This window comes from Phormidesmis sp. 146-20 (genome assembly GCF_052939475.1).
The window spans coordinates 25,612-49,959 of sequence record NZ_JBJPHT010000045.1 but is presented as its reverse complement, the minus strand read 5'-3'; the positions used below and the strand labels follow the sequence as shown (position 1 = coordinate 49,959).

The following is a 24,348-nucleotide window of genomic DNA, read 5'->3' as shown; positions in this document are numbered from 1 at the left end:
ACAGGGAATGCAACAGGGAATGCAACAGGGAATGCAACAGGGAATGCAACAGGGAATGCAACAGGGAGCCAGACAGAAAGCGATCGAGATTGCTCGACAATTACTGGATGTGCTGGATGCTGAGATGATCAGTCAAAAGACAGGGCTATCGGTTGAGGAAGTTCAGTCATTGGGAGGATGAAGTTTTGTGGTTGGCGATCTGGCTAGGCTAGAATCGGCACATCTTTGTAAAGAACGAGCGATGTCAGACGTGCTGAAAGATTCGTTGCCAGAAATACTTCACGATCGCTACCACATTCAAAAACAACTCGGCCAAAAAGCAGGGCGGCAGACTCTACTGGCGCAAGATTCCCGAACTAATGAGCTAGTCGTGGTCAAACGCCTGACTTTTAGCAGCGATTTTACCTGGGACGATTTGAAGCTGTTTGAGCGCGAAACTGAAACGCTGCGATCGCTCTCTCATCCGTCGATTCCTGGCTATGTTGATTCGTTTGAAATTGATACTGCAAATGGTCAGGGGTTTGCGCTGGTTCAAGGTTATTGGCAAAATCACTGCCCGAAACTCTAATCTATCTGCACCATCATCAGCCTCCCGTGATTCATCGGGATATTAAGCCGAGTAATGTGCTGTTGGGCGATCGTTCTGGTAATCCGGTCAGGTTTACCTCGTCGATTTTGGGTCGGTACAAAACTTCGCAGCACCAGAAGGTGAAACGATTACAGTCGTCGGAACCATGCTTATTCACTGTGTTTGTTCATCGAGAATGGGCAATCGGCCATTTGTGAGATGGTTGATCACCCATTACTAACTAAGACTGTCCTACCACTGCGCGATCGTCGTTTGGATTTCCGACTTCGCCTCTTCTAGTGCTTGAGTGCGCAACTGATCGCCCATATCAATTCCATTTGCATTAATGAACTGGATATCGGTGATACCCATAAATCCAAAAATCGCCCGAATGTAGGGTTCCTGAAAGTCATATCCTTCAAAGGGTGTGCCGGGTCGATAGTCTGCTCCGCGAGACGTAATCACCAGCATTTTTTTGCCATGAACTAGCGGTACATAGCCCTGATCTGACACGCCAAACGTCTTGCCCGCGCGTACAATCTGATCAATATACGCCTTGAAATTGGAAGGAATGCTCAGGTTATACATCGGGACGGAAAACACATAGCGATCGGCTGCCAATAGTTCGTCAATTAGCTCGTCAGAAATGGCGATCGAGTTGGCAAGTTCTGGGGTGTGGTCGGCGGGTGGAGTGTAGGCAGCAGCAATCCAGGCTTCATCGACGTGGGGGACGGGCTGATGTCCCAAGTCCCGATAGGTTAAGCTGTCACCAGGGTTTGCCTCTTTCCAGGCGGTGATAAAGTGGTGGGCAAGGTTGCGAGAGTGAGAGCGATCGGAGCGTGGGCTGGAGTCGAGGTGCAGAATGTGCGCCATAAATAAGTCCTTTGAGGTTTAGATCCAACCGTATCGTACTGCGATCGAGGGGAATCAGCGATCTCTTGCTTAATCTCCCATCTGTCCGATTATTTTCATGGTTTCTACGCTCACTGTACAAACTTTTTGCAGCAGATCGATCGCGTGATCTTTGTAGTCTGCAAATCGGTAAGTGTTGAATTTGGCGGCGATCGTTGCGTCTTTGGGCTTTTTCTCTTTGTGTTGGTCGAGTATCCATTCTAGTGCGGAGCGGTTGCCAAGTTTGTAGTCGAATGCGATCGGGGGCACTCCTTCTAGTTGGGTTGTTTCGTCGAGGTAGATTATGCCTGTGGTTTGGTCGGCTTTGAGTTTGGGTTTGGGGTTGTTTTTGGTGGTTTTGATTTCGACGAGTTTTAAGCCAAAGGGTTCGACGGTTTCGTAATTGATGTGCAAGTCCATCAGTTGTTTGCCCCAGTTGACCCATTGTTGGAAGTCTGGGTAGTAGGGCAGTCGAGGAAATTCGCGTTTGAGGTTGAGTTCGTATTTGCTGCGATAGGCGGGATTATGGAGTACGGCATAGGTGTAGTGGAAGATGTTTTCTTTGGTAATGGCGGTGTCGTTGTAGTGTTGCTGAAACTGTTGTAGTCCCCAATCGGTGATGTTATCGATACGGTTTCCAGTTTTGTCGTAGCGGTACAAAGGAATACATTGAGTTTTCTCAAGGAAATCATAGTTCGATGAGTACTTCACAGCCAAGGTTTGAAATTGCTTTTGAAATGAAGTTCCTGAGATACAGATAATAATATTTTCCCGCTCAAATGCCTCACCGTGCATTTCTTGATGATGCGAAGTCAAAATATCGCTTAAGAGTGGCTCACTATAAAAGTACTTTTTAACAAAAGGTCGCCAAATCGATTGCACTACTTTATCTCTACGAAACACAACTTTCTTAGCAGAGATGAGATGCTTTTTCAAATCTCTACTCCACTTGATTGAGTAGTCTACAACGTTGTCAACATTCTGACTTTGTTCGGAACACTGATAATTTTCAACATCTCCGTTATAAACCTTCACAAAATGCAAAATTTTCCTCAGAAGCTTTTCTTGATGAAGATCGTATACCCATTCATCTCTATTAGATTTTATACAGCCTGTATAAAGCTTAAACAAAGCTTTCTCTTGTTCTACACTTTTAGTTAGTTTTGTTTCTTTGCTTAATACGGGTAATAGCCTCTTGAATTCATCACTACTCGCGCTGATATTTATCCAATCAAAATTCTCGTCTGGCTGAAGATGTTCAAAAGAGATGCTGAGGAATTTAGCTTCATTTAGAAATTTTAGCTTGGCTTCTGCCATTTCAAATTCAGGTCTACGCGCATAAAAAATTTGGCATGGTGAAGAGCTTTTTCCTACATTCTTGATCATAAAGCTTATTGCCACGCCAGTCTGAATACCAAAAACATTGTGAGTAGTACCTGAAAGCTTCGGATTTTTTCTAACATCCCCTCCCAAATCAATTATGTAGATTGCGCTAAATTCATCAGAAACAACTTTTCTAAAACCGTCAAAAGTTCTAGCATATATAAAAGATGAGTTTGTGATGAATGCCAAGATTCCGTTTTCATTTAATCGATTCGTTGCCCATCGAAAGAAACGAGAATACATATCGTAGAGCTTCGTTTTCTGAGCCGTGCTTTCCTTAATATAAGTCGCTTTAATCAACTTATCAATTTCTAGATATTCGCGATTCTTATTGTTATCGTTTTCGCTCGTTTGATTAGCGTTATAAGGAGGATTGCCAATGACAATAGAGATAGTTTTTTCATTCTGGCGCTTAATCCTCTCAGTGTTCTCAACGCTCATCGAGAGTAGATTACCTTGTTTCCCTTCAAAAGTTGTGTGATCTAAAGTGTCTACGAGGCAAATATTAGAAAACTCTTCATACTTGCCCATCTTTTGTTGATAAGTGAATTCAATGTTTAGATTGGCAATGTAATAAGGCAAAATTCCTACATCATTACAGTGAATCTCATGCTTATATTTATGCTCTAGCTTGTCTTTGGGTAAATATTCAATTAACTCCGTTACAAACGTCCCTGTTCCAGTTGCCGGATCAAGAATCTCTACACCCGGATCAGCCAAAAGTTTTCCAAAATGTTTGTGAACTAAATAATCAGCACTCTCGATCATAAAGCGCACAATTTCATTTGGCGTATAGACAATTCCTAGTCTGTCAGCCGCCTTTGGGTTGTAGGCTTTATAGAAATTTTCATAAATCGCTTTGAGAAATTTTTGCTTCTCGTGATGATTGTAAATGTTCGCAGCAGTTCGACGAATCACCGCGTAATAACGCTCGATCGTACTCAGCGTATTTCGACGAGTTGCCCCCGTAAAAAACGTCTGAACAATCTCATGTAACTCTCGTGCAATATTATTTTCTCGGTGAAACTGTGACTCATTAAAAATATTGAGAAAAATATCTTCTGTCAAAATATGCTGAATTAACATTTCCTGCACATCAAACAGCGTCACTTCAGGATTAATCGACTCCTTACAAACCTCCCAAAATCGATTTCTTCTCTGACAAAACGCAACATTCGTCTGCTCCTGCATTTGCAGCATCGATCGCAAGGTTTCCAACATGGTCGGCAAGTCTTGCTTAAAGGTACGAACCGCCTCCCGAAAATCCTTTACCTCCGGGCGCACATAGTTGGTAAACGACCCCAGCACCGCATCCAATTCAACCGTATCCCGCATTGAGATCCGCGCAACCTCATGCCCCGATTGGATCAAAATCGCCGTCTGCGAATCCTCAAACAAGATATTGTCATTGGGATATCCCTTCTCAAACTTCTTCTCAATCTCTCGATCGAGACAATCATCCTGATCTTTACTCTCCCAATAGCCCCAATCGAGACGCAGCGCATCTTTCACTGTCCCATCGGGGTAGACCACTTTGCCCTGTCTTGTCTTGTATTCCAACTCCGGAATCAGTAAAAAATCACGCGGCTTACAATACTCATTCAACAACCGCTCAAACGCATTTCTGATACTTGTTTCGTTCTTTGAGCCTCCGTACTGAATAATGCGATCGAGTTCTGCGTGATATTGACTAACCAGGAGTTTTGACATTTCATGAAGTCTTATGGGTGCCCGGTTATATTTCCCTAGAAGTTACGATTGATACCGTAATGTCCAATGACTTTTTACGTGATCTCCATCACAAATCACTCCTGCTTAATCAAGCCTTGATAGGAGCTAGATGATCCTCAGCGGTTATGCTGAGACAAAGAACGATCGCTTAGAAATACCCGCAAGGGGTTGCCCTCATCCACAAATCGCGCCATGAGTAACGTTCAAACTAGACTGCTCTCTGATACCTGGGTCGCTGTCCCCTGGGACGAATTTCTGCAATTTGTCGAAGACCCCGCTCACGAAAAAGGCAAAGCCTACTACCACAAAGGACATGCGAGAGTAGAAATTCAAAGCGTAGGTTCTGATCACTCCAGCGATCATGCACTAATTATTTTTGCCATCAACTTGTTTGGCATTCTAAAAGGCATCCCGCTCAACGCAAAAGACAACTGTAGCTATCGAAAATCAGGGGTTCGAGAATGTCAGCCTGATGTTTCTTACTACCTGGGCGATCGGGCAAAACTAATTCCCTGGGGCACGATGATTGTCGATCTCAACAAATATGCTGCACCTGACTTAGCGATCGAAATTGCCGTCACTTCACTATTAGATGATCAGGGCACCAAGCGATCGCTCTACGAAGAAATGGGCGTTATGGAATACTGGGTGGTGGATGTGCAAAACATGCAGATTTTGGCTTATGAAATGAGCGATCGCGGCAGCCACCGCATTGATTACTCAAAAGCTCTACCAGGGTTAGCCATTTCAACGTTAGAAGCAGCGCTGCGTCGCAGTCGAGAAACCGATCAATCCCAAGTAGGCGCATGGCTCATGGAACAGTTTCGCGCCTGAAGGCCCCACATCCTCCTGACACGGTAAACTGATGAGATTGACTATGGCAATTTTGCCCCTGGGCACCCAAAATCATGGCATCGTTTTTGTTGGAAGTTGGCACCGAAGAATTACCCGCAAGCTTTGTAGATGAAGCGCTGGATCAATGGCGATCGCGCATTCCCAAAAGCCTCACTGAGCAGTCTTTGACTCCAGAAGCCATCGAGTACTATGGCACGCCGCGCCGATTGGCAGTCTTGATCAAAAATCTACCGCTTCAGCAGCCTGACCAGATTGAGGAAATCAAGGGGCCACCCGCGCAAGCTGCCTTCAAAGACGGACAACCTACCAAAGCCGCCACAGGATTTGCCCAAAAGCAAGGCGTAACCGTCGAGTCATTTGAGATTCGCCCCACCGAAAAAGGCGATTTTGTCTTTATCCGCAAAGTGATCAACGGTCGCCCTGTTGCCGAGATTCTGACTGAGCTAGTTCCGAAGTGGATTATGGAGCTAGAAGGTAAGCGGCTGATGCGTTGGGGTGACGGTGACATTCGCTTTTCGCGTCCGATTCGCTGGCTCGTTGCTTTGTTAGATGATGCAGTGTTGCCGATTTCAATTGTGAGCCATTCGATCCATTTTGAGAGCGATCGCACCTCCTTTGGTCATCGCGTTTTACATCCTGATAGCGTTTCCATTCCCAATGCAGACTCTTATGTTTCGGTATTACGGTCTGCGTCTGTGGAAGTTGATATTGAGCAGCGACAAGCCACGATTCAAACACAGGTTGAGCAAGCAGCCCAGGACATTGGAGGAATCGCCACGATCGCGCCCCATTTGCTTCGAGAAGTCACGAATTTAGTCGAGTATCCCTCGGCTGTCGTGGGCAAGTTTGATGCAGCCTTTTTGGAATTGCCGTCAGAAGTGATCATTACCGAAATGGAGAGCCATCAGCGCTACTTCCCCGTTCTCAAACGTGAGAATTCTAACGAACTATTGCCTTATTTCATCACGACTTCCAATGGCGACCCTGCAAAGTCTGACATCATCGCTGCCGGAAATGAGCGAGTCATTCGAGCAAGACTGTCTGATGGCAAGTTTTTCTTTGAGGCCGATCGCGCCCATTCACTCGAAAGCTACTTACCTAAATTAGAAACCGTCACCTTTCAACAAGACTTAGGATCGGTGCGGGCTAAGGTCGATCGCATTGTGGCGATCGCAGATCTGATCTCAACTCAACTGCATATTACAGGCAATGATCAAGCCGCTATTCAACGGGCCGCTCTCCTATGCAAAGCCGATCTCGTCACGCAAATGGTGGGCGAATTTCCAGAACTGCAAGGGGTCATGGGGCAGAAATATGCGCTGACGAGCCAAGAATCTGAAGCCGTGGCGACTGCTATTGTTGAGCATTATTTACCCAAAGGTGCCGGAGACAGTCTGCCTCAAACGCTGGCGGGTCAAGTTGTGGGATTGAGCGATCGACTCGATACGTTAGTCAGCATTTTTGGATTGGGCTTGATTCCTACTGGGTCTTCTGATCCGTTTGCGCTGCGTCGTGCGGCGAATGCGATTGTTAACATTACCTGGTCATCTGACTTAAATTTAAATCTGCACCAGCTTCTTCAACAGATTGTTTCTAGCTTTGCGGCTGATTACGCCCAAGTGATCAAGCTCTCATCCTCAGATCTATTACAGCAGCTAAAAGATTTCTTTCTCCAACGCATTCACACCCTATTGCGAGAAGATCGAAATATTGATTACGATCTCATAAACGCGGTCATTGGTGAAAATGATCCTGACTATGCAGAACGAGCGTTGTCAAATCTATTGGATGTGCGCGATCGTTCCCATTTTCTCCAAACCATTCGCAACGACGGTAGACTCGCAACCATTTATGAGACGGTGAATCGGGCTTCTCGGCTGGCTGCTCAAGGTGATTTGGATACGCGATCGCTCGATCTGTCCACCGTCGATCCCAAACTATTTCAAAAATCCTCAGAGCAAGCCTTCTACGACGCATTGGGACAACTGCAATCACAAACCAACTACCCCCAACTGGTCGAATCTCTGAGCAAAATTGCCCCAACCGTGAGCAACTTTTTTGATGGTGCAGACAGCGTTTTGGTGATGGATTCTGACCCTGCAATCAAACAAAATCGCTTAAATCTACTGGGCATTTTACGAAACCATGCGCGAATGTTGGCAGACTTTGGGGCGATCGTCAAAAGCTAACCTACGAATGCCACTAAACCATGTCTACGTTCTACTGAGTGCGACACGAGGGTTGCAGCTTATTCCAATCTGGTAGTCCTAGTTTGAAAAAGTTGGACAGGCATTGTCGGAAGCCTTGCAGCAGGAGACCGCCCACTTGGATATGTTTTTCTCTGTCCTTCCCTAAATGGCACTCCCTATTCCTGTATAAGATCTCCAAAAAACTTTTCAGTGTGGTCTAATTCTGCTAGTATTATAAATCTGTGACTGTGAAAGCTAAAAAGCAGAACGGTACAGACCCAATGGAGAGATGGCCGAGTGGTTGAAGGCGCAGCACTGGAAATGCTGTGATGGGGTAACTTATCCGAGGGTTCGAATCCCTCTCTCTCCGTTCTAAAGCGCCGATATATCAAGGCTTTCAGAGAACCCCCGAAGTTTCGGGGGTTTCTTTTTGGGCGATCAGTTGGGTGATTTTGGACATCTTTAGACACCTTTTGACTATGGTTTGACTATGAAATTTGGACGTGATAATTGTCTGAACAAGGGTGAGTACGTTCGTATTCTTCATTGGGATAATTATTATGTACAGCCAAGCTAATTCAGGCAAATCTTTCAAAGGGTCTGTGAGTGTCGAGGTCTTTCAAGGTCGTTTAAGGTTGCGGCTTCCTCGGCAATTGTTTGGAGGCAAACAGAAATATCTGACGCTGGGGCTATCTGATACGGATGTAAATCGCAGGATGGCTGAGGCAAAAGCAAAACTGATCGAGTCTGACATCGCGCTGGAACGATTCGATTACACGCTGGAAAAGTATGGCAAGCCAAAAGCACCGACTCTCACGGTTGTTGAAGCGGTGAAACCGAAGGCAAAGCCAGAGCTTGATCTTGCTCAACTGTGGGAGCGGTACAAGGAAGTGCGATCGAAGAAAGTCAGCGAAACAACGATGAAGCTCAATTATGCGAGAGTGACGGGTCATATTCAGAAGTTGCCGACCGTTGAGTTAGAGGATGCGATCGCGATCCGAGATCATCTGCTTGAAAACAATTCAGGGTACACTGCCCACCGAATCTGGGTGCAATTCAACGCTTGCTGCAAATGGGCATTGAGAAGCAAACTGATTCCTGAAAATCCCTTTGCCGAAATGCGGGAGGATTTCAGACACAGCGACACTGAGCAGCTAAAAGATATCGACAGCTTCTCAAAAGAAGAGATGGAAACCGTGATTGCTGCCTTCGAGAACCATCCGCACTTCAAGTACTACGCGCCGTTTGTCAAATTCCTATTTTGGACAGGTGCAAGAACTTCTGAAGCGGTGGGCTTGCAATGGAAACATACCACTCCTGATTTCCAGCACATCATCTTTTCAGAAGCCGTAGTGAATGTTTCCTCCAAAGGCATTCGGAAATGCACGAAGACCAAGAGAGCAAGAAAATTTCCACTGTTTTCTCTACCCAAGCTGATCGAACTGTTGCAAAGTATCAAGCCTGCTGACTGCGATCCGGAATCTCCAGTCTTTACTTCTGTCACTGGGAAGTTGATCAACTCTCATTCGTTCAACGCCAATGTCTGGAAAGGTTGCAAGAATCATGGCAAACGGTTCGATGGCATTGTGACAAAGTTAGCAAAGGAGGGGAAGATTGACCACTACCGCCCTCAGTATCAGACTCGCCATACCTTCATCACGTTGCAGATCGAAGCGGGGAAGAGTCCGACGACGATCGCAAGATGGGTCGGAAACCGAGCTAACGTGATTGAGAAGCACTACATGGGCGATTTGTCTCATCTTGGTGCGGCTGAAATCTAATGCAATCGCTTGAATGTCAGCAGAAATAGCACGTCAGAAGCGCAAAACGATGATCAGCAAAAGACTTCCTGATGCAGTTTTCTAAAAGCCTCACTTGCTAAATCTCCTGAGTTTTCCAGCAGCAAATTGTATTGAAAATGATACTAATAGAGCGAAGCAACGCTATTTTAATGAGGAACTGATTTTCAGTGATTGAGGTGAATACTTTATTTTTAGCTTGGCAGGACTTCAAATCCCGAACTTGGTTCCCTGTAGGAAAGCTCACCCGTGTAGATGGGCTATATCACTTCAGCTATCTTCAGGGAGCAATTGAAGCCCAGAATCAAGCAGGCTTTCAGCCGATCTGGTCATTCCCCAATTTTTACCAACCCTATAGTTCTACTGAACTTTTCCCGCTGTTTGCCAATCGTTTGCTACGTCCTGACTACGAGGACTTTGTGCGATGGCTCAACCTTCCTCAACATCAACACGACCCAATCTCGTTGCTTGCGCGGAGCGGCGGTAAACGTAAAACTGACAGCTTTGAGGTTTTTCCTAATCTCGAACGCGATTCGCAGGGAAACTATCACGTTCACTTTTTTGCACAGGGGTTGCGTAACTGTTCAGAAGCGAAGCAACAAATTCAATATCTTCAGTCTCAAACACCGCTATTGATTACTCAGAATATTGAGAATCAAGTTGACTCGCAGGAACCTCGTCGAGCGCGATCGCTGAGCCTACAGACCGAGGATCGAAATTTCGTTGGCTGTTGTCCCCACTATCTATCTCAGAATTTCTTTGAGCTAATTTGTTGCTTTCCTCAGCAAGTCAGCGTGACTGTGGAACGAGTAAATTTGCCTCCGACACCGCTCCAGTTTCGTCTCCTATGCCATTTGGTAGCGACGTGGACAGAGGGTTTTCAGCCCTTTTCTAGTTTGCTCTATCAATCTTTATCTCAAGGTGAGATTAAAACGCTTGGCGCAAAAACTAATGCTGTGGAAATCGTATAGCCTCAGGGCTTGGTGGAGTAAATGATTTAGTGGATACGAGATCAATGTAAAGAACAACAATCACGCGATCGTTCAGTCCATATTTGAATCGAGGTTGTGAGAATGCAGAACAACTTACTGAGTCGATATCTAAATTTAGAAGAATTCTGCACCTGCACTCAGACTTACCGGAAATTTGCAGATTACATTAACCCCTATCCGCAAAACGTAGAGGAAACGATTCCAGCATTGCAAGCGCTCTGTCAGCATTTGCTTGACCCGATCATCGATCATTTTGGCAAGGAGCGGTTCCAGCTTACCTACGGCTTCTGCTCGAAAGACATGAAGCGCTTTCTAAGCCAGAAAGACCTGGAGACAGGGATGAAGAATGGACGGGTTGACCCTAGCCGAGATCAGCACATGGCGCATGAGGTGAATCGGAATGGGAAGTACTACTGCGATCGCTTAGGGGCTGCCTGCGATTTTCGGATTGTGGATTTGGAGAGCGATCGCTTGGTGGAGTGGATTTTAGAGCAGCGATTGCCGTTTGATTCACTGTATTTTTATGGAAGCGATCGACCAATTCACATCAGTTACGGAATGCAACACAAGCAGGAAATTTGGGCATTCACGCCAGAGGGAATGCCGACAAAGAAGGGAATGCCAGACCTCATCAAACTACCAGATCAGTATAATTGAGGTAGCCAATCCTACTTGATGTTCTGAATCGAAAATGCAGACACCAGAGCAGCCATTGTTATCTGAAGAAGATGTTAGAACCAGAGTCGTAGCCGTTTGGTTGGCAGATCATGGGTTTACAGCGGAAAGCATTTCAGTTGAGTTTTCTTTCGAGATTCGTTTAGGAAGAGGAATTCTGCGGGTCGGTTCTAATGAACCTGTCCGTTCACCTGTGTTTCGCCCAAGAGCAGATGTTGTAGTGCGAAGCTGTGATGGTAGAAATCTACTCGTTGTTGAAGTGAAAGCCCCAGGCGAACCGTTAGATGAAAGCGCAAAGGAACAAGGAATATCCTACGCACGTTTACTGCGTGTGGGAGGTATTGCACCTTTTGTCGTGTTGACTAATGGTAATGAAACTCGAATTTATGACAGCATCTCAGGCGAACTAATCAACGATATTCAAGTTCCTACAAGCCATCCCTACGTCCAAAATGGATTTCGTGTCACTACTGACGACATTGCTTTACGTTCAGAAGCACTGGAAACCTTTGTTTCGTTATCCCCAAACAATTTAATTGAGTTTTGCCGCCGTCAAGTTGACCATCGGATGCGTCCTCTGCGGGATGATGATCCGTACGGCGGGAAAAAGTATATTCCTGCGCTCTACATTGAACGGAATCAAGCTAAACAAGATTTTGCTAAGCGCATTGATCGCGAAAAGCGGAGAGTTGTAGTTTTGGCAGGTGAACCCCAAGTGGGGAAGACAAATTTTGTCTGTCATACGGTGGAAGAAAAGCTTGAGAGTGGAATTCCTTGCTTGTTTTATCCGGCTATCGGAATACAACAAGGTTTACTAGAAGAGATTCGCGAAGACTTCGAGTGGATTATTCACGATAATAGTGCAGCGCATCAGATCATCCATCGATTAACTCGAATCATTCAACGAGTTGGACAGAGACTAATTATTTTTATTGATGGATGGAATGAGGCTAGTCAAGAATTAGCTCGTGCAATTGATAAAGGGAGTGAGAGACTGGCTTGTGATGAGATTCAAATTGTCATTAGCTTGACCAATACATCTGCGAATCGATTGTTACTAGACGATGTGGGAAACCCCTCTTACATTGCAGAAGCAGCTTCTATTGAAAAATCAGCAATTCCGCTTTTTGAGATAGCACCTGAAAAACTAAATGAAAATTTCAGCACTGTTGAAATTCAGAAGTACAGCATTATAGAATTTCAGAGAGCTTACGAGGTGTATGCTCGCGTCTACAATGTGCAAGTTCCACCAACACACTTGAAGATTGCTAATCCATTCATTTTACGAATTGGCATGGAAATCTTCAGAAATAAGAATTTGCCGGAGGTAATAGATGAGCCTGAACTTTTAGAAAAAATAATTTATCTAAAAGCTGAACGAGTAAGGCAAATGAATCAAGATGTTGTTGTTGCTCTTTTAATCAGCTTAGTCAGAGAAATGTTTGCCAAGGATGCTCCTGTTAGTCAAGAAAAAGCGAGAGAATTGTGGGCATTACCAGCTACAAATGATGTGCCAACTGGTTTATTTGAAGCGGCACTACTATCGAAAGTGTTTAGCGCCCGAAATCTATCATCTCTAGATTTCTACTATGGGCGCGAACGAGATTTCTTAGTTGCTTATCTATTACGCAATTGGACAGAAGCTCTCTTAGCAGAGCCTGACAAGATATGTTCGGAGCTTTCTAAAACAACTTCCACAGGAGTTGGACTAGAAGCATTAAGATGGTTTCTCAAGCAGCCCAGGCATTTCTGCCATTTACAGGCAGTTGCTAAACTATCAATTCAACTAGAACCAGTTGTGAGGAGAGTAATATCGTCATCTGTACGTCAAAACCCAATTAGTTTTGATGATGCAAATGCAAATTGGCTTAAGCAGACAATTGAGCAATTCATTGCTGATTCTGATATATTCGTTAAAATTCAGGCTGCTAAGTTAATTGCAGAAGCGCTAAAAGATAAAGACAAACTTACCTCACTTCTTTTTGAGGTTGAAGATGATAAAAGCTTGGAAGAACTAATTGCTGGGCTATTGGAAACCAACGAAGAGTTTTCGTTTGGGCGTAGCGGTGCTGGTCAGGTTGTGCTTGAGACATTCAAAATTATTACTGATTCTTTTGAGAACTATAACTTTGAACTGTGTATTGACGATCATGGTGAATCAAACATTTCAGCTATTTTAATGCAATTAATGTTGCATCAGAACGCAGCTATCCGGCAAGGTGCTGCGAAAGCGCTTGGTCACACTGCTCCTCGTACTCTACTTAGTAATATTTCTACTGTAATGGAGGTAAGAACTATAAATGCTCTTGACGATTATATTGAGGCTATCGATTTGGCAACCAGGTCTTTGTATGAAATCTACCTTGGTGGAGCGCTAGGCTGTCCAGGAGCAGTGCAGGCTTTGTCGGATTCTCCGATCGAACTATTCAAGAAGTACGTAGATTTACATCGGCTTTGTAGAGATATCGTTGTTTCTTATTCGGGTAGAGGCTGTGCTGAAAGACTCTTTGAGTTTCTAGAAATTATTCACGAAGAAGTAGAGAAATCACGTCGAAATGCAAAAAGTAATTTTGCTCAGTGTCTTGAGTTAACCCTGCCTTTGGATTGCTTTATCCCTGATCCTGAGTACTCTCTGATGATCGACAGGTGCTATCAAGCCATACAGGACATCGAACCGGATTTTGATAATTAGCGTCAGCACAACCACATAGGTTCCAATTGAATCAGAATTTCCACTTCTAGATTAGTTCCAATTTTAGTCAGATTGCAAATAGCTCTTTTGCCGCTTACGCATTTCTGAGCGCGCTAATTTCACCCGATATGGATCAGCATCTTTTCGCCACACCACTCGATATCCTTTCAATTCAGCGCAATGGTCTTCGAGGCATTTAAGCCAACCTCGTCGATCGCGAATCTTCTCCCAATCGTCGAACAGTCCCCAATCTTCCTCCTGCCGACTCAGCTTGGCAAACTTCTCGTAGAGCGGGTAGTCCGGCATGACGAGCAAATCTTTCTGATGCAGCACAGGCGGATTATCGTTTGGGTCATAGTCCCGATAGCTGACGTGCAAATCTCGCAAATCAACCTGCATACTGGTCTGAAGTGCTGGATGGGGTTCAGCATCGAAGTCCGGATAGAACAGATAAGAGATTTTCGGCTTGCGGCAGTGGAACTTGATGACATTTGCCTCTTCAGGACGACCGATCGTGCGAGAGGCGCAACCTTCATAAAGTCGTAAGAGCGGATCGAGGGCTTCGATCGCAGATACATGCACCCAAAGCGAATTCGACAACTTCTTGCCAATCGGACTTGACTGACATCGGGCGCTAATAATTTCCAAGTTGCCCAAACTCAACAGCATCAAATCTGCTGCCGCACAAGCTTGTTGATAGCCACCAAATAGAGATTTGATGTCATTCTGAACTATTGAAGTGAACTCGCGCAGCTTGGGACGACGGCTGAAATGGCTAAGGGCAAGATAGACCAGTAGATCTTGGCGGCGTTTGTCTGCGATCGCATCCCACTCTTGAGCGTTGGTTGCTTGCAGGACAACCTGGAATGCCTTGCGAAGCGAACCGAATTCTGTTTGTAAGGTTGTGAAGTCTTGAACTTCATCAGCTAGGGGCAAACGTCCACGATCGCTGACAAATGCCATCAGTGGAGCCAGCAATTCCTTATATTCCTCAAAGCGGCGAACACTCGTTTTGACTCTGGGCGTAGTGGTGCGAGATCGGAATCGAGAAGCCCGGAAGCTTTGCGCTTGCGCCTCATCTCGAAATACAAAATAGATGCCCAGTGCTACCGGAATCGAATCCACCCCTAAAACCTGGTCGATGTAGACTTTCAGTTCTTCTTGCTCATAATTCTTCTGAAAGGTGTTGCGGCGCGTAATGACTCCATCACCATAAATGACGGTGCCGCGAATGCGATCCTCGATCAAAACCTGTGCCGCGACAATTAACACTTTTTGAGTCAGTGCCCACGCTTGAATCATTGCCTCTCGTCGTTCAGTAGGATTTTCGATCACGTTTATGATGTATCCCAAGTTGACGACATCCGCAGAGATACAAGATGTATCCGGTCGATAATAAGGGTCCCAGCCAGAAGCCGAAAAGCCTTGCTCTAGGATGTGTTGAATGTCTCCACCATGACCACAGCCGTAATCAAAAAACGTAGTTTCTGGTGTGAATAATCCTGCCTCCAACGCTGAACGCACAGGTTTAGAAAGAGTAGTCCGAACCAACGCTGCTTTGTGGCGATCGATCTTAGGTGCGGTGCGCGGTGCGTGGATTGGGCAAGCCAACCGATGCTCATGCACCTCAATGTGATGCGATCGTAACCTCTGTTGCCAGCCGAATCGTGTTCCGATATCGCGAGAGTTTGCCAGCAGTCCTAAAGCGTCTTGCTGTTGAGTCAGTTCTGCGAATTCTGCGTAGTGGGGATAGTCTGGAGTAACGAAGGTTTCTTTACGGTGCAGAACAAATGGATTATCAGTGTCTCGATAATCGCGATCGCCGATTTCTCCTGTCTTAAGATCAACTTGGATACTGCGCTGGAGTGCCGGATGTGAGTCAGTGTCAAAGTTTGGATAAAAGAGATAGGAGATTTTAGGCTGGTTGGTGCTGAACTTAATTAGCGTAGGGGTGATCGGTTGTTGGAGATAATTTCGGGCTAACTGTTCGTAGTTTTGTAATAGTGGTTCAAGGATCGTCAGAGCGGAAATATGGACGTAAAAGGCTCCGAGGAGACGTTTGCCGATAGGAGCGCGATCTGCTAAGGCAGATATCTCTGAGACATCACAGCGTTCCACACCTTCAGCCAATTTCTCATCAATGGATTTTGAAGCGCACGTTGCCAACTCTACGCTGTCCATAAAGCTTACCTAGTCGCTCGACTTAGCACTAGGATATTCGCTAATTTAAGCGCAGCGAAATTCAGTACGACTATACTAAAACTGATTTCAAAGCATTGTCTAGCGTATAAGATGACGCTTTCAATTCTTTTACGCTACATCTAGAGTGAAGTGCCAAAGTTCTGTTATCGTTAGAAGCCACTGGGAGGACGAGAGAACGATGAGAACCTTAAGTTTGTTTGAGGAAGAGCGTCTCACATTGCCGAAAAGCATTGAGTTATCGGCAGAATCGCTGCGTCATTACGGTTCTTTCTACAAACATTGGGCGATCGCGTTCTCTGGTGGAAAAGATTCTGCGGCAACGGTGACGCTGGTTTCTCATTTAATTGAAACTGGGCAAGTTCCTAGCCCCGAAAGTCTGACCGTTCTTTACGCAGATACTCGTCAAGAGTTGCCGCCGCTGCACACTTCCGCGATCGCTATTCTAGAAGCATTGCGCGATCGCCTTGAACCCATCTTGGGTAAAGATGGCTTTCAAACCCGCGTTGTCTTGCCTGAATTAGACCACCGCTATTTTGTCTACATCTTGGGTCGGGGTGTGCCGCCGCCTTCTAATACGTTTCGCTGGTGTACACCGAAGCTGAAAGTGATGAGCATGGAGCGAGAATTAGAGGCTTTGCGCCAGGAACGGGGTGAGAAGTTTCTGATGCTGACGGGCGTGAGAATTGGGGAAAGTGCTGCGCGGGATCAACGCATTGCGGTGAGTTGTACGAAAGATGGTGGCGAGTGTGGACAAGGCTGGTTTCAGCACTCTTCTTCTAACGCGATCGCGGATACATTGGCTCCGATCGTTCATTGGCGAGTCTGTCACGTTTGGGACTGGTTACTCAACGCGGATCTAGAGCTTGGATTCCCAACGTTTGAGATTGCCAAAATTTATGGGCAGGATGTCAGCGATGGCGAAGAGCCGATGAATGCCAGAACTGGATGTATTGGTTGTCCCCTGGTTCAACATGATGCGGCACTTGATCGCCTGATTGCTCAACCAGAATGGGGATATCTCGCGCCCCTACAAAGGCTTAGACCGCTGTATTGGGAAATCCGAAAGCCTCAGCATCGCTTACGAAAGCACGGAGAAGAACGGAAGTCCGCAACAAAGTACATTGGCAGAAATCGCTTAGGTCCGCTCCATCTAGAAGCGCGTCGCTGGATGCTGGAACAGGTGTTGGCGATTCAGGAAGAGGTGAACGTGGTGGCGCGATCACTGAATAAGCCAGAAATCAGCCTGATCAACGATGAGGAACTGGCTCGAATTGAAGAATTAGTTGCGGCGAATACATTTCCTGATCGCTGGGACGGAACTGAGCATCGGGGCGACGAATGGCTTCCTGAGATTCTGCCCGATGGCAGCATCCAGCCGCTATTATTTGATGAGATTTGAATGGGTGAGGAGAGGGTATGGAGAAGAAAACTATTGCTCAGGCAGCGATCGAGGTTTTGAAGGCAGAAAAACAGCCGATGACGGCAGTCGAGATTACTGAAGCCATTCTGAAAAAGGAACTGTACAGCTTCAATACAAAAGACCCAAAAGCGATGGTGCGTGGAGCGATCGAGCGGCGCTGTGAGGGGATAAATCGACGAAATTCAGTAACTGAGAAGTTTTTCGAGAAGCTATCAGACGGAAAATATGCCATAAAGTGAGAGGGTAAGGAAACTAAATTATTGAAACAGTGATCAGGTGATCATGCTACAAAATTCGTATTTATCAAGAAGTGAACTCAAATGAGTAATAGTCCGAGGGTAATCAATGCCGAGCCAACTAAAGAGTTGTTCATATATATGCTGGTTCGAGACATTCCGCTTATTCGCGCAATTGTCGATCTAGTAGACAACTCTGTGGATGGTGCAACTCGCTTGCAGAGTAATGAGGACTATGAAGGGCTTTGGATAAGAATTTCAGCTAGTGAAGACTCATTTCAAATTGAAGACAACTGTGGAGGCATAACAGTAAAAGAAGCAGAAGAATATGCCTTCAAATTTGGTAGAGCAAATGACGCAGAGGCAACACCAAAATCAATTGGAAGATTTGGAATTGGAATGAAGCGAGCCTTCTTCAAAATAGGAAGAAAATTTACAGTCGAGTCAGCTACGCCCAATTCAACGTTCTCAGTTTCGGCAGACGTAGAAGAGTGGAAGAAGAAAAGTGAATGGACGTTTGAATTTCAGAAAGTTCAAGAAAATGGTCAGTACATAACCGAAAACATTGGAACTCGAATATTAATTGAAGAATTGCATGAGAGTGTATCTGAGGATTTAAGCTTGGAAAACTTTATAGCGCAATTAAAGCAAGAAATAACAATTGCATACTCATTAAAGATAAGGAAAGGGTTAACTATAAGTATCAATGGGGAAGAAATTTCTCCAACCTCTCTTAATTTTCATATCTCAGACAAGATTAAAGTTGCGAAATTTGAAAAAGAATATAGATATTTTGGCAGCCGTGAAATTGATACTCCAGTGCGAGTCAAATTGTATGCAGGTGTTGCAGACAGAAGTTTAGATAAAGGTGGGTGGTACATCTTTTGCAATGAGCGTATGGTTCTTGAAGCTGACCAAACTGAAATAACAGGATGGGGAACGAAAACAGGCTTTCCAAAATACCATCCTGATTTTGCATTCTTTCGAGGTTATGCTTTTTTTGAGTCGGATGATGCTGCTTACCTGCCTTGGACCACAACAAAGACAGGAATAGACTATGACTCACCTATTTATAAGTCAATAAAACAAGAAATAAATCGATTGACAGCGCCTGTCATTACTTTCCTAAGAAGAATGGCAGAGGAAAAGAGCCGTGTAGAGCGTGGTGAGATACCTGAAAGTCTACTTGAACAAGCATACACTCAAACTTCAATCTGTTCTGTACTTGAAGTGAGCGCAAGCACTTCCTTTGAAATACCTGAGCAGTCAACGATACCACCTAGTGAGAAACGTGGAACCATAAACTATAGTAAGCCAGTTGAAGAAATTGCTCTGATTAAAGAGCTATTAAATGCTTCATCCAACAAGGAAGTTGGTGAGAAAACTTTTGATTACTATCTGATGAATGAAGGATAAGGATGATGCCTGGTAGCTATTCAAAAATCAATTATCGTCTTCGTCCTGCAAAAGCGGTCGAAAGAAAAATCATCTGTGACTCCCTTCGTTGTTTAAGTCCTTTTGGAGAACTCTCAACTTACAGATATGTGGGCTTTGGTTCAACCTACTTCAGCGACTTTATTCTTTTTCATAAGTCTCTACATATTGAGGATATGGTCAGCATTGAAAAAGATAGACACGCCAAAGAGCGCTTCGAGTACAACAAGCCTTTCGGATGTATTGAGATCAAGTACGGAGATTCCTGTGAAATTTTACCCGCCCTTGAATGGAATAAGAGATCTATTGTGTGGCTTGATTATGATGACTCACTAGAAGTAAAGATTCTGGATGATATCGATCTCCTTGCAAGTAAATTGATGTCTGGAAGTATCTTAATTGTCACAGTTAGCGCACAACCAGAGCAACCTTCAGACGAGGATCTGCCAAGAGAAAAGCTGAATGAGTTTAGAGAGGGTAAGCTGCGGGAAAGGATTCCCAACGAAAAAATTCCTATCAACTTGCAATCAACTGATTTAACTGGTAAAAAACTCGGAAATTTATACAAGAGAATAATTGACAATCAATTAAACCAGAGCATCACCAACGCTAATTCAGCACGCTCAGCAAAGGAAAAGCTTAACTACAAGCAAGTTTTCAATTTCCGTTATGCCGACGGCTCTCGTATGTTGACAGTTGGATGGCTTATTTTTGAGCAGGACTATTCTAACATAGCCGACCAATGTAAATTTGATAAGCATTTCAATGCAGCAAAGCTAGATGAACCTTATGAAATAAAAGTACCAAATCTTACAATTAAGGAAATTCAATATTTAGACGGTCAAATGCCCACAAGCGATTGCGATACTTTGAAGCGGATTTGTATTCCACTCAAAGATGTTAAATGCTATGCGGAACTTTACAAATACTTTCCCTCCTTTGTAGAAATGTTTATGTGAAAACTGAAAGATGATTTCGAGATGCCCTTTAGTGTTTTTGCTTTAGTAGATTGTGGACGTTAGAAGATAAAGCTGCTCTATACTTTTTAGTCCTGAGTCAGCAGCTAAATATCCAATGCCCCTATGTAGATGCAACCGAAACTGAGTTGCAAGAATTTCAGAATTATCACCCAGTCCGTCATTGCTACAACGCTGCTTGAGAGCAACTATTAGCAAACTTCCGATCTCGCCCCCAAATACCTGCCACGTCATCTCCACATTGCTATCAGCAGGAATTGCTACAGGTGAAGGTGAAGTAGGTTCAGCTAGAGAACGACAGAATGCCCAGCGACAAAGAATGTTCCACTGGTCAATTTTGGTAATGCGCTTGAGCTTTATTAGTTGATCCTTAGCAGATTGGGAAATGCGGACGCGATCGACAGGAGGTTCCATAGATTTCACCAAAAGTATCCGGGTTTGACTTGAGTTTGATGCTGAGTACGATCGTATTTAAGCAAATATTCACGAGAAACCACACGATTTTCCCGCAACCGTTTGACCTCGGCTTTGCCGATTTCCGTATCGGTGGAGAGTAAAAGCACCTGATGGCTGGCTTGGGCAAAATAACGATCGACAAGATTATTTCGATGAGACGAATCCAACCGCCCAAGGGGTGTGTCGATCGCGACAGGCAACTGCCGACCAGAAGCACGGGCTAATCCCCACAGCAGGGAGATTGCCAACAACTGTTTTTCGCCCGCCGAGAGCCGATGCTTGGGAACGGGCAACCCTTCGTAATCAAACAGAGAAAGGCTGAAAGTCTCCGTGTCAATCTGAACGCGATACACCAGATTGGATTTATGCAGCAAATAGAGAAAGCATTCTGTGACCAGGGTTTCAAGCTGGTTGAGCTTACGGAGCTTCAGTTTTTGCTTAAAGGTTGTGAGCGTGTCTTGTACTTTACCGATCGCGCCGAGAATATGCTCGTCATTTTTTTGATCGATCGCTAGCTTCCCATACTCCAGTAGTTCTTGTTTGGTACGCTCAATTGTCTGTCCTGCTTGGTCTAATAGCCGCTGACTGTGTTCGCGATCGGCTTTGAGATGAGCAACATCCGCCTGAGCTTGTCGAACTTGCTGTGTTAATTTGTCAAAAGTCTCTGGAGAAGCTGCTGTGGCGAGATATCGTTCAATAGTTTCAACGTTTTCCTGGCAGGTTTGCAGTTGCTTCAGGCGTTCTTGAACGATTTGGAATTGATGCGGCAAAACCTGTTCTAGTATATTTTTGATCTGATTTAGGGTATCAATATCAGCCCCTAACCAAATGCCTTCAGGAGAATGCGCGATCGCGTTCTCTTCCTCAGCTAGAAATGTTTGAAGCTGCTTAACTTGCTTTGCCTTCAAGTCCAGCTTTTCAACAAACTCTAATAAGCGCTGACTGCGTTCTTGTAGTAATTCTTTGGCAACCTCGAACTGCTGATGTCGAACTTCGTGTTGTGCTTGAACTTGAGCTTGTTGGAGTAAAGGCTGAATCATCGCTAACGGCAAAGCTCCGGCAGCAATCTCTCGCAGAACTGCGCGATGAGCTTCCGCCTCCTGTTTGAACTGTTGCAGTTGGGCTTCTTTTTGGGTTCGTTCTCCTGCAATCTTGCCTCCTTCCGACAAGAACCGATCTTCGGCTTGCTTTAAGAGGTTCTCTGCTCGATCTAGCTTGGCTTGAATCGAAGTTACTTTCTTTTTGATCGATTGCTTCTCCTTTTTCTGATTCTCTAAGCGTTGCTCAATATCTTCAATTTTTTGCTGTTCTTGTAGGGTCGCCAAAGCTTTGCGCTTGCGGGATGCAAGAACATCTAGATCGGTAGAGAGACGATCGGGAAGTTCTAGTCCGAGTAGCGATCGCATTGCATTCTTGACAGATGGTGGTGGGGTTTCCTGTTCTGCTAATTCGCCAACCTGTTCACCATCAAACAGAAACAACTGAGAAATTCCCAGGGGTAACAGATCTTCGATACGCTCATCCCATTTCTGCACAAGGTCAGGAGAAGCTTCACCGTTGGTCATAATTCTCAGCGTATCTCGATTGCTCACTAGCTCTGTCCAAAACCGATAAATTCTAAACTCTGTAGGCTGTGATTCGTTGTTTAAGGTTTGCTGGAATGCAAGTTCGATCGAGGCATCCTGCGCTTGCCGATTGATGCACTGCTTGAGAAATTCCGCATAGCTAAAACTGCCGCGAGTAGAACAAGGAGCGCGATGCCCATACAGCGCAAGGCGAATCGCATCCATGAGCGTCGTTTTGCCGCCGCCATTCATTCCGCCAAACAATACGATCGTTTGTTGTTCTTTCCCAGGACGCAGATTAAAGACCTGTCGCCCTTTGTAAGGACCAAAATTCTCTAAAATCAACTCTTGGAAAATCATTCGGGCTGTACCTTAAATTTGAGATCTGCCCATGAGGACGTTGGCGGATTGGTAAGCTGCTTCACGGCTTCGATATCGCCGTCTTTTGCAGCTTTCTTGATGTTCCAGTTGAGATGAGCATTGTCGATCGCATCTTCTCTGGGGCGCGAACTCGTTTCAAAATGCTTTTCTAACGCATCAATGATGCCGACCCGTCGAGACATCGTTTGAAACTTACGCTCAGTGCTTAACAGCCGAGTCATTAGCTCAAAGTGCATCGGATCATCACAGATTTCCTCCAAGATGCTCCACTCGTCGATCCCAAGTTGGTCATTGCCTGCGTTGGGACGCGGATCATCGAATTCCTTACCTGTGACCGCTTCGTAGATCCCAGGCAAAGTATCATCAAATTCGTGGAATTCTTCGAGCCAAATGCGGCGGATTTCGCTGAGTTCTTCGATCGCAATCAATTCGATGTTTTTCATCTCAGTAGGCGCATTCTGCCGCGCTTCCTTCTGAGTCTGTAGCACTCGGCGCAGCCACTCTTCCCGCCATTGCTTGGTATAAGGACCGGGAATGTTCACAATCTCTTTGGCATCAGAACCGTCTACATTGCGTTCATAGAGTTGAATCTGTCCTTGCCGTCTGCGAAAATCTCGGCGATCGAGGTCATCTTCTACGTCTAATTCATTTCGCAAATCGAGCAGCGGCTGCATCCACTCTTTCTCCTCATCGTTCTGGATCATTGCTTCCATTGATTTGTCAGCAGAAACGAGAGTACAGACCCAGCACCCGAATCGAGAACTACCGCAGCTTGGAGTAGAAGTATCAACGACTAAGGGACATTCGTTATCTGCCGTTGCGCCTCGATACATTTTGAATAAGTCTTTGTTGTTGTTGCCCCACGGATTTTGCCATTGCATCAGATACAGCCACACTTCATCGGTTCGCCAATCCTCGATCGGAGTGTAGATCAAAGAGTTGGGGCGACTAGGATTGTAGTTGAGATGGGAAAAGACTCGCCAGTTTCGGTGTTTTTCCATCAACGCTGCCCGTGATGAACTCTCAGCCTTGCGCGTTCCGAGAACTAGGATGACTTCGCCGCTTTCACGAATCTTTTCACGAATATAGTTATCTGAAGGTTTGATTTTAAGCCGTTCGGTACACCAGCGAAAGCCTTGGCGTGGGGCTGGGTAGCCTTTACCAATGAGGTTGACCCAAAAGGTGTCTTTGACCGCAGGCTTGAGCAGAATTGGCTCGATCGGTAAATTCTTTTCTTTCGCAACGACTCCCATCACCGTGAGCGATTTATCAACCCAAGCAGACACCACAGGATTCTCAACCATTGTGTCTGTCGTGATGACGTGAATGGTTTTAGTGCGTTTCTCTGGTGGAAGATCCGCGATCGCAGTCCACACCAACTGAAGCACCGCTGTCGAATCTTTGCCGCCAGAATAGCCAACGATCCAGGGTAATTGGTCTTGACAGTACAGTTCTTGAATTTCGATCGTCAGAGCTTTCAACTCTTCAACCAATTCAGGGACAGAGCGTTGAGATTCTAATTTTCCTGTTTCAGTCATCACACCTACCCTCAATACGAATCAGTCGATCTTCTAGAGCAGATTACCCTGCTTCTTGTAGCCCAAGTATTCGAGCCGTTTCCGCTTCTAGAGGCTCATCGATATAAACTAAATTCACGTCTAGAAGAGTCGCAACCTGATTAAGCTCCTCTGGTGAACGACTGGTGTAGCCAAAGCCCTGAAACTCATCGGGATCATCTTCGTGCCCAATCACAGCCGTATTCCATCCCCACTCTATCGAAGTGTCTACTGCGTCAATCCGCTCTAGAAACAATTGCACTTTTTCTTCACTGGGACTGGTAACTTCAAATCCTCTTAAACTTTCCATCGTTTTATTACCTTGAGAAACAGTCTGAAATTCAAG

General features: G+C 45.2%; 19 protein-coding genes, 1 tRNA gene and 1 pseudogene. 14 read left to right on the top strand and 7 right to left on the bottom strand.

Annotated features, from left to right (window positions below; all coding sequences use genetic code 11):
- The 3 genes and pseudogenes from ACKFKH_RS25880 to ACKFKH_RS25870 form a co-directional block, all read left to right on the top strand.
- A pseudogene (locus ACKFKH_RS25880) lies at positions 1-181 on the top strand (hypothetical protein); the annotation flags it as partial.
- 60 nt (positions 182-241) lie between these two features.
- A complete protein-coding gene (locus ACKFKH_RS25875) occupies positions 242-568 on the top strand; it encodes a hypothetical protein (RefSeq protein WP_446861225.1) in 327 nt (108 codons plus the stop codon).
- Positions 541-786, top strand: coding sequence for a hypothetical protein (locus ACKFKH_RS25870; protein WP_446861224.1), 246 nt, complete (start codon positions 541-543; stop codon positions 784-786). Before ACKFKH_RS25875 ends, ACKFKH_RS25870 begins: the two co-directional genes overlap by 28 nt.
- A gap of 34 nt (positions 787-820) precedes the next feature.
- Here the strand turns inward: ACKFKH_RS25870 and ACKFKH_RS25865 are convergent, their stop codons facing one another.
- Positions 821-1,441 carry an FMN-dependent NADH-azoreductase gene (locus ACKFKH_RS25865; protein WP_446861223.1) on the bottom strand — a complete coding sequence of 207 codons (621 nt, stop codon included), beginning with the start codon at positions 1,439-1,441 and terminating at the stop codon, positions 821-823.
- Positions 1,442-1,510: 69 nt separating this feature from the next.
- Entirely contained in the window at positions 1,511-4,552 is a 3,042-nt protein-coding gene (locus ACKFKH_RS25860; RefSeq protein WP_446861222.1) for a type ISP restriction/modification enzyme, read from the bottom strand.
- Between the two features lie 213 nt (positions 4,553-4,765).
- Here ACKFKH_RS25860 and ACKFKH_RS25855 point away from each other — a divergent pair, with 213 nt between their 5' ends.
- The 7 genes from ACKFKH_RS25855 (at position 4,766) to ACKFKH_RS25825 (ending at position 13,775) form a co-directional block, all read left to right on the top strand.
- A complete protein-coding gene (locus tag ACKFKH_RS25855) occupies positions 4,766-5,407 on the top strand; it encodes a Uma2 family endonuclease (RefSeq protein ID WP_446861221.1) in 642 nt (213 codons plus the stop codon).
- A gap of 74 nt (positions 5,408-5,481) precedes the next feature.
- Positions 5,482-7,617: a glycine--tRNA ligase subunit beta gene (gene glyS, locus ACKFKH_RS25850; RefSeq protein WP_446861220.1), complete on the top strand. Its 2,136-nt coding sequence runs from the start codon at positions 5,482-5,484 to the stop codon at positions 7,615-7,617.
- A 283-nt stretch (positions 7,618-7,900) separates the two neighbouring features.
- A tRNA-Ser gene (locus tag ACKFKH_RS25845) sits at positions 7,901-7,987 on the top strand.
- Between the two features lie 190 nt (positions 7,988-8,177).
- A complete protein-coding gene (locus tag ACKFKH_RS25840; protein WP_446861219.1) occupies positions 8,178-9,398 on the top strand; it encodes an Arm DNA-binding domain-containing protein in 1,221 nt (406 codons plus the stop codon).
- 197 nt (positions 9,399-9,595) lie between these two features.
- The gene (locus tag ACKFKH_RS25835) at positions 9,596-10,387 is read left to right on the top strand and encodes a DNA-binding protein (protein ID WP_446861218.1); all 792 of its coding nucleotides are present in this window, start codon (positions 9,596-9,598) and stop codon (positions 10,385-10,387) included.
- 102 nt (positions 10,388-10,489) lie between these two features.
- Positions 10,490-11,065 carry a hypothetical protein gene (locus tag ACKFKH_RS25830; RefSeq protein WP_446861217.1) on the top strand — a complete coding sequence of 192 codons (576 nt, stop codon included), beginning with the start codon at positions 10,490-10,492 and terminating at the stop codon, positions 11,063-11,065.
- A 34-nt stretch (positions 11,066-11,099) separates the two neighbouring features.
- Positions 11,100-13,775 carry a type I restriction enzyme HsdR N-terminal domain-containing protein gene (locus ACKFKH_RS25825; RefSeq protein WP_446861216.1) on the top strand — a complete coding sequence of 892 codons (2,676 nt, stop codon included), beginning with the start codon at positions 11,100-11,102 and terminating at the stop codon, positions 13,773-13,775.
- Between the two features lie 63 nt (positions 13,776-13,838).
- Here the strand turns inward: ACKFKH_RS25825 and ACKFKH_RS25820 are convergent, their stop codons facing one another.
- Positions 13,839-15,956, bottom strand: a complete 2,118-nt coding sequence (locus tag ACKFKH_RS25820) for a DNA phosphorothioation-associated putative methyltransferase (protein WP_446861215.1) — start codon at positions 15,954-15,956, stop codon at positions 13,839-13,841.
- A 199-nt stretch (positions 15,957-16,155) separates the two neighbouring features.
- On the opposite strand from ACKFKH_RS25820, the gene ACKFKH_RS25815 reads away from it, so the two are divergent.
- The 4 genes from ACKFKH_RS25815 to ACKFKH_RS25800 all read left to right on the top strand — a co-directional run bounded on the left by ACKFKH_RS25815 (position 16,156) and on the right by ACKFKH_RS25800 (position 20,026).
- On the top strand, positions 16,156-17,376 hold the full coding sequence (locus ACKFKH_RS25815; protein ID WP_446861214.1) for a phosphoadenosine phosphosulfate reductase domain-containing protein: 1,221 nt from the start codon (positions 16,156-16,158) through the stop codon (positions 17,374-17,376).
- Between the two features lie 17 nt (positions 17,377-17,393).
- Positions 17,394-17,636, top strand: a complete 243-nt coding sequence (locus ACKFKH_RS25810; RefSeq protein ID WP_446861213.1) for a winged helix-turn-helix domain-containing protein — start codon at positions 17,394-17,396, stop codon at positions 17,634-17,636.
- 81 nt (positions 17,637-17,717) lie between these two features.
- Positions 17,718-19,049 (top strand): ATP-binding protein, encoded by a 1,332-nt coding sequence (locus ACKFKH_RS25805; RefSeq protein ID WP_446861212.1) that lies wholly within the window; start codon positions 17,718-17,720, stop codon positions 19,047-19,049.
- Positions 19,050-19,054: 5 nt separating this feature from the next.
- On the top strand, positions 19,055-20,026 hold the full coding sequence (locus ACKFKH_RS25800) for an O-methyltransferase (protein ID WP_446861211.1): 972 nt from the start codon (positions 19,055-19,057) through the stop codon (positions 20,024-20,026).
- 42 nt (positions 20,027-20,068) lie between these two features.
- On the opposite strand, the gene dndE is transcribed toward ACKFKH_RS25800, so the two are convergent.
- From dndE to ACKFKH_RS25780, 4 genes are read right to left on the bottom strand one after another with little or no spacing between them, the layout of a single operon-like run.
- Positions 20,069-20,458 carry a DNA sulfur modification protein DndE gene (gene dndE / locus ACKFKH_RS25795; protein WP_446861210.1) on the bottom strand — a complete coding sequence of 130 codons (390 nt, stop codon included), beginning with the start codon at positions 20,456-20,458 and terminating at the stop codon, positions 20,069-20,071.
- A gap of 5 nt (positions 20,459-20,463) precedes the next feature.
- Complete coding sequence (dndD, locus tag ACKFKH_RS25790; protein ID WP_446861209.1) at positions 20,464-22,425, bottom strand: DNA sulfur modification protein DndD; 1,962 nt, start codon at positions 22,423-22,425, stop codon at positions 20,464-20,466.
- Positions 22,422-23,984 carry a DNA phosphorothioation system sulfurtransferase DndC gene (gene dndC / locus ACKFKH_RS25785; protein WP_446861208.1) on the bottom strand — a complete coding sequence of 521 codons (1,563 nt, stop codon included), beginning with the start codon at positions 23,982-23,984 and terminating at the stop codon, positions 22,422-22,424. Before dndC ends, dndD begins: the two co-directional genes overlap by 4 nt.
- 43 nt (positions 23,985-24,027) lie before the next feature.
- Positions 24,028-24,312: a hypothetical protein gene (locus ACKFKH_RS25780; protein ID WP_446861207.1), complete on the bottom strand. Its 285-nt coding sequence runs from the start codon at positions 24,310-24,312 to the stop codon at positions 24,028-24,030.
- Positions 24,313-24,348: the final 36 nt, after the last annotated feature.

What these genes read in the sequence shown, in the direction of transcription:
- ACKFKH_RS25875 (WP_446861225.1), top strand. Translation starts at nt 242, where the DNA reads ATGTCAGACGTGCTGAAAGATTCGTTGCCAGAAATACTTCACGATCGC.
- ACKFKH_RS25810 (WP_446861213.1), top strand. Translation starts at nt 17,394, where the DNA reads ATGGAGAAGAAAACTATTGCTCAGGCAGCGATCGAGGTTTTGAAGGCA.
- ACKFKH_RS25815 (WP_446861214.1), top strand. Translation starts at nt 16,156, where the DNA reads ATGAGAACCTTAAGTTTGTTTGAGGAAGAGCGTCTCACATTGCCGAAA.
- dndE (WP_446861210.1), bottom strand. Translation starts at nt 20,458, where the DNA reads ATGGAACCTCCTGTCGATCGCGTCCGCATTTCCCAATCTGCTAAGGAT.
- glyS (WP_446861220.1), top strand. Translation starts at nt 5,482, where the DNA reads ATGGCATCGTTTTTGTTGGAAGTTGGCACCGAAGAATTACCCGCAAGC.
- ACKFKH_RS25805 (WP_446861212.1), top strand. Translation starts at nt 17,718, where the DNA reads ATGAGTAATAGTCCGAGGGTAATCAATGCCGAGCCAACTAAAGAGTTG.
- ACKFKH_RS25800 (WP_446861211.1), top strand. Translation starts at nt 19,055, where the DNA reads ATGCCTGGTAGCTATTCAAAAATCAATTATCGTCTTCGTCCTGCAAAA.
- ACKFKH_RS25865 (WP_446861223.1), bottom strand. Translation starts at nt 1,441, where the DNA reads ATGGCGCACATTCTGCACCTCGACTCCAGCCCACGCTCCGATCGCTCT.
- dndC (WP_446861208.1), bottom strand. Translation starts at nt 23,984, where the DNA reads ATGACTGAAACAGGAAAATTAGAATCTCAACGCTCTGTCCCTGAATTG.
- ACKFKH_RS25855 (WP_446861221.1), top strand. Translation starts at nt 4,766, where the DNA reads ATGAGTAACGTTCAAACTAGACTGCTCTCTGATACCTGGGTCGCTGTC.
- ACKFKH_RS25830 (WP_446861217.1), top strand. Translation starts at nt 10,490, where the DNA reads ATGCAGAACAACTTACTGAGTCGATATCTAAATTTAGAAGAATTCTGC.
- ACKFKH_RS25860 (WP_446861222.1), bottom strand. Translation starts at nt 4,552, where the DNA reads ATGTCAAAACTCCTGGTTAGTCAATATCACGCAGAACTCGATCGCATT.
- ACKFKH_RS25825 (WP_446861216.1), top strand. Translation starts at nt 11,100, where the DNA reads ATGCAGACACCAGAGCAGCCATTGTTATCTGAAGAAGATGTTAGAACC.
- dndD (WP_446861209.1), bottom strand. Translation starts at nt 22,425, where the DNA reads ATGATTTTCCAAGAGTTGATTTTAGAGAATTTTGGTCCTTACAAAGGG.
- ACKFKH_RS25820 (WP_446861215.1), bottom strand. Translation starts at nt 15,956, where the DNA reads ATGGACAGCGTAGAGTTGGCAACGTGCGCTTCAAAATCCATTGATGAG.
- ACKFKH_RS25780 (WP_446861207.1), bottom strand. Translation starts at nt 24,312, where the DNA reads ATGGAAAGTTTAAGAGGATTTGAAGTTACCAGTCCCAGTGAAGAAAAA.
- ACKFKH_RS25840 (WP_446861219.1), top strand. Translation starts at nt 8,178, where the DNA reads ATGTACAGCCAAGCTAATTCAGGCAAATCTTTCAAAGGGTCTGTGAGT.